General features: G+C 50.2%; 8 protein-coding genes. 6 read left to right on the top strand and 2 right to left on the bottom strand.

The window, feature by feature from the left end:
• The first annotated feature begins 25 nt into the window (after positions 1-25).
• From HBA93_RS16405 to HBA93_RS16395, 3 genes are read left to right on the top strand one after another with little or no spacing between them, the layout of a single operon-like run.
• Positions 26-379, top strand: a complete 354-nt coding sequence (locus tag HBA93_RS16405) for a hypothetical protein (protein WP_121994268.1) — start codon at positions 26-28, stop codon at positions 377-379.
• Complete coding sequence (locus tag HBA93_RS16400) at positions 376-3,225, top strand: hybrid sensor histidine kinase/response regulator (RefSeq protein ID WP_221723970.1); 2,850 nt, start codon at positions 376-378, stop codon at positions 3,223-3,225. Before HBA93_RS16405 ends, HBA93_RS16400 begins: the two co-directional genes overlap by 4 nt.
• 2 nt (positions 3,226-3,227) lie before the next feature.
• A complete protein-coding gene (locus tag HBA93_RS16395; RefSeq protein WP_221723969.1) occupies positions 3,228-4,163 on the top strand; it encodes a diguanylate cyclase in 936 nt (311 codons plus the stop codon).
• A 30-nt stretch (positions 4,164-4,193) separates the two neighbouring features.
• Here the strand turns inward: HBA93_RS16395 and HBA93_RS16390 are convergent, their stop codons facing one another.
• On the bottom strand, positions 4,194-5,009 hold the full coding sequence (locus tag HBA93_RS16390) for a DeoR/GlpR family DNA-binding transcription regulator (RefSeq protein WP_121994265.1): 816 nt from the start codon (positions 5,007-5,009) through the stop codon (positions 4,194-4,196).
• A 156-nt stretch (positions 5,010-5,165) separates the two neighbouring features.
• Between HBA93_RS16390 and HBA93_RS16385 the strand changes: the two genes are divergently transcribed.
• From HBA93_RS16385 to HBA93_RS16375, 3 genes are all read left to right on the top strand, one after another.
• Positions 5,166-8,804 (top strand): autotransporter outer membrane beta-barrel domain-containing protein, encoded by a 3,639-nt coding sequence (locus HBA93_RS16385; protein WP_286201996.1) that lies wholly within the window; start codon positions 5,166-5,168, stop codon positions 8,802-8,804.
• A gap of 283 nt (positions 8,805-9,087) precedes the next feature.
• Positions 9,088-9,378: a hypothetical protein gene (locus tag HBA93_RS16380; RefSeq protein ID WP_221723968.1), complete on the top strand. Its 291-nt coding sequence runs from the start codon at positions 9,088-9,090 to the stop codon at positions 9,376-9,378.
• A gap of 87 nt (positions 9,379-9,465) precedes the next feature.
• The gene (locus HBA93_RS16375; RefSeq protein ID WP_221723967.1) at positions 9,466-11,088 is read left to right on the top strand and encodes an ABC-F family ATP-binding cassette domain-containing protein; all 1,623 of its coding nucleotides are present in this window, start codon (positions 9,466-9,468) and stop codon (positions 11,086-11,088) included.
• Between the two features lie 59 nt (positions 11,089-11,147).
• On the opposite strand, the gene HBA93_RS16370 is transcribed toward HBA93_RS16375, so the two are convergent.
• A complete protein-coding gene (locus HBA93_RS16370) occupies positions 11,148-11,645 on the bottom strand; it encodes a peptide deformylase (protein ID WP_221723966.1) in 498 nt (165 codons plus the stop codon).
• Positions 11,646-11,843: the final 198 nt, after the last annotated feature.

The following is an 11,843-nucleotide window of genomic DNA, read 5'->3' as shown; positions in this document are numbered from 1 at the left end:
TAATATTTGAAGCAGGAATAATGTCATGAACGGGCAGGCCGGTGATCGGCGATTTCATATCCGCGATCTTATGCCAGCGATTGCATTGCTGGTTCTGTTGCTTGGCGGTATTGCCGTGGCTTTTCTCAAGCCGACGGGCAAAGATGACCAATATATCGTTATGGTTGCCCCGTGGCGTACACTGACCTCTGTTATCAGTTCCATTCAGGCAGCTGACGGCGCGATTATTTCTATCAATGCTTCATCCAGCCTGATTACAGTTTATTCCGAAAATAAAGATTTCCCAAACAGGCTTTACAGTGCCGGTGAGTGGTTGGTTTTTGAACCACTGCTGCCTGGTGGTTGTTATGCCATTCAGGAACGGACGACAGCCGCATGATCCTAGAACTTGACGACCTTCGCAGCCGGTTTGGCCGGTTTTTGGTGATTTTATTCTGGCTGCATGTCCCGCTACTGGCGCTGGTTGCTTATGTTACCGGTCATTCGCCGGTCGGCGCGGCCTTGGCAGGTGTGGTACTGGCCGGAGCCTATCATTTATCATGGCTGCGTTCGGGTATTGCTCCGGTAACGCGCTATATTTCCGGTGTTGCCCTTATGGGGCAACCGGCATTGCTGCTGTATTTTATGAGCGGTCAGCTTTGGCAAATGGACATGCATATGTATTTCTTTGCTATGCTGGCGCTGACTGTGGCGTGGTGTGACCGGAGGGCTGTACTTTTTGCTGCCTCTGCTGTGGCTCTGCATCATTTAACGCTGGATTATCTGATGCCTGCGGCGGTGTTTCCTGAGGGCGGGGATATCAAGCGTGTTCTGCTTCATGCAGTGATTGTTGCGTTTCAGGCTGCGGTTCTGGTGTGGTTCGGCGATATGCTTGTCGATTGTTTTAATCGCATTAATGCTATGCGCGATGAAATCATTGCCAAAAATGCGGCGCTGGAACAACGCACTCTTGAGGCGGAAGCTGCAAGCAAATCGAAGAGCATGTTCCTTGCCAATATGAGCCATGAAATCCGTACGCCGATGAATGCCATTCTTGGTTTTTGTCATCTGGTGCTGCGTACAGATCTGGATTTGCGCCAAAAAGAATATGTGTCGAAAATCAGTAATGCGAGCACGGCTCTGCTGCGGCTGATCAATGATATTCTCGATTTTTCCAAGAATGAGGCAGGTAAGCTTTCTCTCGAAACACGTCCGTTCAATTTACGCTCTTCATTGCAGAGTCAACTTAATCTGGCAGCAATTAATGCGGAGAATAAGGGTGTCAGCATTGAGACTGTTATTCAGAATAATGTGCCTGCAGTTCTGGTCGGCGATGAATTGCGCCTGAATCAGGTGCTGCTCAATCTCGTCAGCAATGCGGTGAAGTTCAGCGAAAAAGGAGCTGTTACAGTCGCGGTTGATGCTGAAGAGCAGCAGGATGCGGGTGTTAAACTGCGGATATCGGTTCGTGATCAGGGTATCGGCATGGCACCGGAACAGCAGGCTTTGCTGTTTAATTCTTTCACGCAGGCCGACAGTTCTATGACACGCCGCTTTGGCGGAACCGGACTTGGGCTTGTTATCAGCAAGCAAATTGTTGAACAGATGGGCGGCACAATCGGCGTGGAAAGCATACCGGGAGTGGGCAGTACTTTTACCTTTACCGTCAATATGGCCATTGGTGAAATGCAGACTGAGCCGGAGCGCATCGCTTCGGCAGAGATTGCGGGTCTGCGTGTGCTTGTGGCTGACGATAATCCGGCTTCGCGCGAGATTTTCCATGATGTCTTTAATGCATGGGGCCTGAATATTGATCTTGTCGCATCCGGTGAGGAAGTTCTGGGCGCGCTTGAAAGTGCGTGCAAAGCCGGACAACCTTATGATCTGGTGGTTCTGGACTGGAAAATGCCCGGCATGGACGGTCTGCAAACAGTACAGGCGCTTCATCGTAACGAAAATCTTTCCCCGCTGCCCTATGTGGTGATGGTGACTGCTTATGGTAATGAGGATTTCCGCGCTGAAACCGAGCGTTCCGGTATTGCGGCCTTCCTGACCAAGCCGATTGTCCCGAATGTGCTTCTTGATACGATTACCGGCTTGTTTGTCCGTGAAACAGCGGCAGATGCACCGCATGCGGAAATCGGACAGGCTATTCCGATGGTGGCCGAACATTTGCGCGGCCTGAAAGTTCTGCTGGCTGAGGACAGTATGATTAACCGTGAGATCGCTGTTGAACTGCTGCAGGATGCCGGATTGGTGGTCGATGTTGCTGAAAACGGCCGTATTGCCTGTGATCTCGTTCTTAAGGATACGCTGCCTTATGACGGCATTTTGATGGATATTCAGATGCCGGAAATGGACGGTATTGAAGCGACGTTGCAGATCCGCAAGAAATGGACTGCAGAGCAATTGCCGATTATTGCCATGACCGCCCACGCCTATGAAGAAGAACGGCAGAAATGTTTTGCTGCCGGTATGGATGATCATGTGGCCAAACCGGTTGATCCGTTTCTACTGGTACGTACACTTGACCGGTGGCTGAAGCCGCGCAGTAAGGAAGTTTCACATCCGGCTGCAGATCCCGCACCGGTCGCAATGAAGCCTGTAAGTGATCTTCCGGAAAGCCTGCCACCGTTCGATCTTACCAAGGCGCTGGCACGCATGAATGGTAAGACGTCGTTACTACGTAAGCTGATTATCGATTTCGGGCAGAGATTTGCTGCAACGCCGGAAGAGCTCAACGAGCTGATCGGCCGCGGTGCCTTGGATGATGCACGGCGCAGTGCCCATACGCTGAAAGGTGTGGCGGGATCGCTGGAACTTGCAGAAGTTTATGAGCAGTCTGCCAAGACTGAAGCTGCTTTGGCACAAGGCGATGTGGTTGCGGCGAATATATTGATTGCTGAATTGGAACAGGTGCTGAAACCGGCAATAAAAGCAGCTAAGAGTCTTGTAACTACAACAGAAGATGATAATAAGCCGGTTCCGGCAGGACAAGCTGATCCGGTCAATATTCAGGCGGAGATTCTGGTTTTCCGCGGGCTTCTGGAGCGCAGAAGTCTGAAGGCACGCAGCAGTTTTGAAAAGTTGGCGATTACACTCGGTATGACACCTGACACGATGCAGGTTCATCCGGTGAAGATCGCTCTCGACAATCTTGACTATAATCGTGCTCTCACATTGCTGGATGTGGAATTTGCTGATGTTTTGCAAGCTTCACCGGGCACTGAGCGTATCGGAGAGTAATTATGACAGACCGTGCAGTCATCCTTATTGTGGATGATGAAATCTCAAATATTGAGATTATGAGTGCAGTACTCGAGGACGATTATGAAGTATGTTTTGCGACTTCAGGCGAGGAAGCATTAAAAGTTGCACAGACGGTGTTACCGGACCTTATTCTGCTCGATGTACTGATGCCGGGAATTGACGGGTATGAAGTTTGCCAGCGTCTGAAAAAAGATCGCATGCTTGCGGATATTCCTGTGATTTTTACAACCGGCCTGAATGATCAGGATGCGGAAGTGCGCGGTTTATCTGCCGGTGCAATTGACTATGTGACCAAGCCTATTCAGCCGGTCATTTTGCTGGCGCGCGTGGCCAATCACGTTGAGCTGAAACGTTTGCGTGATCAGCTGGCGCAAATGGCTGTCACAGATGCTTTGACAGGTTTAAGTAACCGCCGTCATCTGGAGCAGACACTGGCGGCAGAAACTACGAAACTGGCACGTACAGGTGACTGGCTGTCGGTTATCATGGTTGATATCGACTTCTTCAAACTGTTCAATGATACATTCGGTCATCCGGCCGGTGACCGTTGTCTGGCGATGGTTGCGGCGGCTCTCACGCGCGCAGTGCATCTGGCGACAGATGTGGCGGCGCGTTATGGCGGTGAGGAGTTTGTCTGCGTCTTGCCGGGGCGGGATCACGACGCGGCGGTACAGGTGGCCAGAGAAATACAGGAACAGGTCAGTTCGTTAAGAATTCCGCATCCGGGATCTACGGTTGCCCCTTGTGTTACTGTCAGTATCGGCGTTGCCTCGGCGTGTTGTTTGCCGGAAATGTCTGCATCCCAATGGATGGCACATGCTGATCGTCAGCTTTATCTGAGTAAACGCGCCGGACGGAATGAAATTTTCAGCTCTGTTTTCAATGCGCAGGAAATTGGTCTGATTTCTGAATAATCAGCGGTTATTGAATTGCGGCCGGCATGCTCAGCTTTGCCGGTCAGCGACCTCGCACAGATGCAACTGAAGATTATGCTGCTGTATTTTCGCAAGAATATGTGGTGCCGGTGCCTTATCGGTAATCATAGCATCAACAATATTCAGCGCACCGAGTTTCACAAGTGCGCGTTTGCCGAATTTGCTGCTGTCAACGGCCAGTAATTTGTGTCTGGATTGGCCGAGTGCCTTGGACACTGCTGCAACTTCAGTGCGGTCATCGTCACACAGGTCGCCGTCATCATCGATACCGCTGACAGAAATCACCGCATAGTCGAATTTGAAACGATTGATGAAATCGGGCGTGTCTTCCTGAAAGATACCGCCATCTACTGCGCGTACAAAGCCACCCGGAATAGCCAGCGCGAAATCGGAATTCTCGCTGATGAGTGATGCAACGCGCAGACTATAGGTGACAATACGCAAGCCCTGTCTGTTTTTAATCAAAGCGCCGGCAACGGCTTCACAGGTTGTACCTGTATCAATGAAAATCGTTGTATTGTCGGGAATGTAATCGGCTACAAAGGCAGCAATAGCCTGTTTTTCTGCGGCCTGATCCAGACGCCTCTGACGATAGGTTCCGGCATCCATCGGAGCTGCAATCGTTGCGCCGCCATGAATACGGCGAACCTTGCCTGTGGTTTCCAGCGCCATGATATCACGCCGTGCGGTCTGCATTGTTACCGAGCAGAGATGCGCGATCTCTTCGAGCGAAATATAGTGGTTTTGCTCGATATATTGCAGCAGAAACGCCTGACGATTGTCTTTTTTATTGCCGCCGGTTGATGCCGAATTGTCAAATCGCATAGCGCCCCCTGTACTCTATGTATGTCGGACAAAAAAAATAATGCGTCAAGAAAATGATTTTTTGACAATCATCCGAATTGTATAAAAACTGACATATGACTCATCTAATGTAATGAAAATGACATTTTGTGTCTCAGATCTTACTATCGGGGTGATATGATGAAACAGCAGCGGTCGGTCGCAGGGCATAAGCATAAATTAGGGGCCGGGGTAGCGAGTGTATTTTTGCTGGCTGCACTGGGGACAAATGCACAGGCAGAACCGGCAAAAGCGCAAAGTTTTTCGCTGACAGTAATGGCTTTTAATATCTGGAATAACGGCGTTAATTCCAAGATGTGGGATGCTGAAGCAAAGAAGAATGGTCAGCTGATTTATAACAAGACCATGCAGGATTTGCTGCGGGGGGTGGCGCCTGATGTGCTGGTTATGCCGGAACTTTACAACAATAGCGGCAGGCCATTCGGCGATACGACGGTTGTTAAAGCTCATGTGAAAAACACCCTGGATTTGCTGAATGAAAAATCAGACAAGCTGGGTGCATTTGAAAAAATCAAAGATCATGGCTCCCGTGAGGGCGACGGGATGGTTTTCACCGGCGGTGAGGCAGAATATCTGGCAGCGAATACGGTTGTTATGAAACCGGGTAATGGCTTCCCTGATACGGTTATTGCGGGTCGCCATTTCAATTACGCGGATACTTCATCTGGCCGTATTACTCAGGCAAAAGATGCCAACAAGCTGGCACAATCAACCTTGATGCCAACAATATTGCTCGGTGATCTGAATGCCGGTGATATTTCCGAGCGCGGTCTGCTGAGCGTGGATGCGCAACTGCGTCTGATGAAAAGTGCCACGAGTGCCTTTTATAAAACGCTCTCCGCAGAATATCTGGCACGCGCAGATGAATCCAAATGGCGTCCGATTATTCAGGCTCATTATCCGGACAAAAATATTGATGACTTGTCATGGGTGTCATGGGGCACTGCCTTGGAGGTCGCCTATAAGGCTGGCAAGGATATTGGTTTTGTCGGAGAGGCATATCCGGTAGACAATAATCTTCCGGTGACAATGAATATTCTGAAACAGCAACATCAGTTGATTCAGCTTGAGCGGAACCGTGAACAGTTTAAGCCGAGCGAAGTCGGTGATGAACGTGCGACCTGGACCAGTGACGGCGAAGAATCTACCAATACATGGCCGAGCTGGGATCGTGTGAATATTGATCATATTCTGGTTTCCCGTCCTTTCGCGAAATGGGTTGAGATTGTTGATAACGGTCAATGGTCCGGCACACTTTCCAAACCGGCATTGTTGCCAAATGGTAATTCACTGTCGGACCATGATCCGGTTGCACAAGAGTTGCGCTGGGTCGGACCTAAACTTGAGAACTATAAAGACGGTGATGTTGTGAAAACCCGTCTGGTTTGGGGAGCCGGTGCATCCGGTTTTGAAGCCAAAGGCAAAGAATTTTTCCTGACACGCAACAATAACCGGAATGATGTTTACCTTGGTCAGGTTGCAGACGAAAACGGGAAGCCGATTCTTAAGAATCTGACGCAGGAAGAAAAACAGACACTGCTCAATTGTCAGACAACGGATGCACGTTTTGCGCAGGCTGTGAAAGATTATTGTATCGATAATCATGAATTTATCGGCCAGACGCTGGTGACGGATGGCGGTACGGTCATTGTCGATGAAGATGCTGCCTTAGGCAGCGCAAAAGCCGATCTTTATCTGGCTGATGGCGGATTGAAAATTGCCGGTCAGGCTATGAAAGCGCTGGATCGCAAACTTATTCTGAATGGTGCCGGACGCATTGATGTGGCTGATGGGCAAAATGAAGTGCTGGTGAAACAGGAGATTAGCGGCAGCGGTGGCCTCGTTAAGCAGGGTGAAGGCACCCTTGTTTTGGGGCAGGCAAATAGCCATCAGGGCGGTACATTTTTAGAGCAGGGAACTCTGAAAGCAGGTGTTGCCGGTGCGCTGGTTGATAACACAACGCTTGTTGTGAATGGCGGTAAGCTTGATCTCAATGGTCATGATCTGAAGGCATCTTCCCTGTCCGGTAAAGGCGGCAGTCTGGATTTGAATTCTGCTGCGCTGGAAATTAATCAGACGCTGAATACCCGCTTTGACGGAATCATTGACGGCAATGGTGATCTGACTAAAAACGGTACCGGTATTTTGGTGCTGAATGGTAAAAACAGCTATCAGGGAACGACCACAGTCAATGGCGGTGGTTTGATCGTTGGTGATGCCGATCATAGTGATGCATCGGTAAATGGTATTATCAAAGTCAGTAATGGCGCATTTCTTGCCGGTTCAGGAACACTCGGAGGTATTCATATTGCGGCGGATGCTGTTCTGAGGCCCGGCAATTCTATTGGTACGCTCAAAACATCCGGCGATTTGGTGATGGACGCCGGCTCGCTGTATCACGCGGAAATCAACACGGATGGTACCTCTGATCTGGTTCAGGTTTCCGGTGCGGCAATGATTGATGGTGCCCGTGTTTATGTCGACAAGGCGGGCGGTTCCTATATGCCGGGGAGCCGCTATACTATTCTTACAGCGGATGGCGGTGTGAATGGTACTTTTGCTAGTCTGAGCCAGAATATGCCGTTCATTGATCTCGGGCTGATTTACGATCCGAAAGCGGTCTATCTGGATGTGCTTCGCAATCAGGTGGCATTTAACGATATTGGTGAGACGGATAATCAACGTGCCGTCGCAATTTCTGTTGAGTCTCTGGCGAGTGGTAATGCTGTTTATGATGCAGTGGTCGGGCTGGAAAGCAAAGAGCAGGCTTTAGCTGCCTTTGATATGCTGACAGGTGAAATTCATGCGTCCGCTAAAACGGCTCTGATGAATACAAGCAGCGATCTGCGTAATACGGCACAGGATCGTCTCCGGTCTGCCTTCGGCGATACCAATGCCCAAAAAGACGCACAGGTTGTCTCAGCCAAAGATGCGCCTGCTGCTTTGTGGGTGCAGAGCTTGGGTACATGGGCTGAGAATTCTTCAGACGGCAATGCCGCAAAACTCAGCCAGACAACCGGCGGTATCTTTGCCGGCTATGATGCGGAGGTTTCTGCAAATGCACGCCTTGGTGCATTGGCCGGTTACAGCCGCACCAGTTTTGATGTTGATGGCCGTGCTTCATCCGGGGAGAGCGATAATTATCATCTCGGCATTTACGGCGGTACGCAATGGGGCAATACTGCTCTGAGCGCCGGTCTGGCCTATAGCTGGCACTCGGTGGATACCAGCCGCTCGATCCGGTTCGCTGATTTCTCGGATAAACTCACCGCGGATTATAATGCAGGCACGGTACAGGCCTTCGGTGAACTCAGCCATAAATTGCAAACCGGTAATGCGGTCTTCGAACCTTTCGCCAATCTGTCCTATGTTTCTGTGAAGACGGATAGTTTTACCGAAACAGGCGGGCAGGCTGCCTTGACCGTTGACGGCGACAGAATGAGCACCGTGTTCACAACGCTTGGTATTCGCGGAGCAACAGAGATGATGTTTGGCAATGTCAAAACTGAGTTGAATGGTATGTTGGGCTGGCAGCATGCATTTGCCGATACAGATCCGGCCAGCCGTGCATCTTTTGCAACGGGTTCTGCTTTCGATATTTCCGGTATTCCTGTGGCAGAGGATACAGCGCTGGTTCAGGCTGGTTTTGATATTAAGGCCAGTGAGCAGGCAACATTCGGTATCAGCTATCGCGGTCAGTTCGGGTCAGGCTTTCAGAGTAATTCTGTGAATGCCAAACTTGGAATCAAATTCTGATCTGAAATGATTTGAAAGAACCAAACCGCCCGCTTGTCTGAAACAAGCGGGCGGTTGTTTATTTTTAGGCGGGAATGACTAAAGCACGTCGCAGCAAAATGGGATCATGGTGCGTCCGCGAGCATGCGACAATTAGAAGGATCCAAGAGCGAGCATCATGGGCGAGGTTAAACGCGACACGCTCTAGTCTTGTTCCAGAGGATAATGCATGGCATGGCTGCGTTGCTCTGCACTCACGCGGTATTCTCTAATGATTATGCTTTTTATATTTCCGGTGACATTATTGGCAGCATGTCTCTGCGGACTTGCTGATGTGCTGCGTTTCCGGTCTGTTGTGAAAATACGACCGATTACCCTCGTTGTGCTGGTCGGGCAGATTTTTGCTTATGTGCTCGCTTTATGGATACTCTCACTCGATCCGTATTTTGACGATGACGGAACTCTCACTCGTATAGAAGGTCATCAGCTCTGGTTCTGGGCGTTGGAAATCGGTGGTTGGTTTGCCGCTATTCTGGTGCCGGCTCTACTGGCGATCCGGTTTATTTTACAGATGGCTCTGCGGACGATCCGGTAAAACAGCACCGCACTTGTATTTGCATGAGGTGACAGCGCGCTTAAGGCGTGGCATAGGAGGGCGCATAATCACAAGGCCTCCTGTTTCATGATCCGCATTGACAATATCAGTAAGTCCAACAGCCATCGCATTCTGTTTATCGAAGCATCTGCTGCTTTGAACCGTGGCGAGAAAATCGGTCTCGTCGGGCCGAATGGTGCCGGTAAAACCACTCTGTTTCGTATGATTACCGGCGAAGAACAGCCGGATGAGGGACAGGTTACGGTCGAGAAAGGCGTGACGATCGGCTATTTTGATCAGAATGTCGGTGAAATGGGCGGGCGTACGGCCGTTGCGGAAGTCATGGATGGTGCTGGCCCTGTCAGCATCGTAGCTGCAGAGTTGCGTGAACTTGAAGCTGCAATGTGCGATCCGGATCGTATGGACGAGATGGATGCGATCATTGAGCGCTATGGTGAAGTGCAGGCGCGCTATGAGGAACTCGACGGTTACGGACTGGATGGTCGTGCGCGTGAAGTGCTTGCAGGTTTGAGTTTTTCTCAGGAGATGATGGACGGCGATGTCGGTAAATTGTCCGGCGGCTGGAAAATGCGCGTGGCCTTGGCGCGTATTCTGCTGATGCGCCCTGATGTGATGCTGCTTGATGAGCCGTCCAACCATCTTGATCTTGAAAGCCTGATCTGGCTTGAGAATTTCCTGAAGACTTATGACGGCGCTTTGCTGATGACGTCGCATGACCGTGAATTCATGAACCGCATTGTCTCCAAGATTATTGAAATCGACGGCGGTAATCTCACGACCTATTCCGGCGACTATGTTTTCTACGAAGGCCAGCGTGCCCTGAATGAAAAACATCAGCAGGCACAGTTCGAGCGCCAGCAGGCAATGCTTGCCAAAGAAATCAAATTTATTGAACGCTTCAAAGCACGGGCGTCCCATGCCTCACAGGTGCAGAGTCGCGTGAAAAAACTGGAAAAGATTGACCGCGTAGAACCGCCGCGTCGTCGTCAGACTGTGGCTTTCGAATTTGCAACGCCGCCGCGCTCCGGTGAAGATGTGGTCAATCTCAAAGGTGTCCATAAAGCCTATGGCAGCCGCACAATCTATGACGGGCTGGATTTTATGATCCGTCGTCGTGAGCGCTGGTGCATTATGGGTGTGAATGGCGCAGGAAAATCGACTTTGCTTAAGCTGGTCACCGGTACAACAGAGGCCGATAATGGTATTGTAACGCTCGGTGCCAGCGTAAAGCTCGGTTACTTCGCTCAGCATGCTATGGATATTCTGGAAGGCGACAGCACTATTCTGGAATGGTTGGAACAGCGTTTTCCAAAAGCAGGGCAGGCACCTCTGCGGGCTCTTGCCGGTTGCTTCGGTTTTTCCGGTGACGATATCGAAAAGAAATGCCGTGTGCTTTCCGGTGGTGAAAAGGCACGTCTGGTTATGGCGGCGATGTTATTTGATCCGCCGAACTTCCTTGTTCTGGACGAGCCAACCAACCACCTTGATCTCGATACCAAAGAAATGCTGATTAAAGCACTGGCTGCCTATGAAGGCACAATGCTGTTTGTTTCGCATGACAGACATTTCCTGTCAGCGCTTTCAAATCGCGTTCTGGAACTGACGCCGGATGGTATTCATCAATATGGTGGCGGCTATACAGAATATGTGGAAAGCACGGGGCAGGAAGCACCGGGTCTGCATAATTAAAATGAATACGCCTCCCGAAGTGATCTTCGGGAGGCGACTTTATATAATAGTATATATATTTAGCGGCGCTGCAATTTTTCAAAGCGCTTAATCAGGCGATCCCGTTTCAGTCGCGACAGACGTTGAATCCAAAAAATACCGTTCATTTGGTCAATCTCGTGTTGATGGCATACGGCAAGTAAGCCTTCCGACTCTTCTATATGTTCTTTGCCGTCCAGATCCTGATAGCGGACATGCACGGCAGCGTGGCGTTCAACTTCATCCGCAACGCCCGGCATAGAAACACTGCCTTCCTGATGACGGATTATTTCTTTAGAGGCCCAGATGATTTCGGGATTGATGTAGATTTTCACGCCTGCATCGGGCGAAAGCTCCAGAACTGTAATGCGTTTCGCTACGCCGATATGAGATGCAGTGATTCCAATCCCCGGAGCTGCGCGCATTGTTTCCAGCAGATCATTGGCGAGTTCACGCAAAGACGCATCAAATTGCGCGACAGGTTCAGCAATCTCGCGCAGACGCGAATCCGGATAGGCAATGATAGGGCGAAGAGTCATAACGGGCTTTGTCTCACTGAGTGTGGGCTATGTATATAAAGTTACGATCCCTCATTACTGTAAAAGCGGTTTTTTGGACAGTTCTGCTGCGACTCGTAAAATTCTGGCTATTGGCGCTGCTGTGGAAGCTTTGCTGAGCGCATAAAATGTTTCACGGGAATCATAAATGACAAAAACGCCGCCAATTAATTTTGGCGG

It is taken from the genome of Ochrobactrum sp. SFR4 (assembly GCF_019730395.1).
Taxonomy (GTDB): domain Bacteria; phylum Pseudomonadota; class Alphaproteobacteria; order Rhizobiales; family Rhizobiaceae; genus Pseudochrobactrum.
Note: the sequence above shows the minus strand (reverse complement) of the source record. Positions and strands in the feature narration are given on the sequence as shown.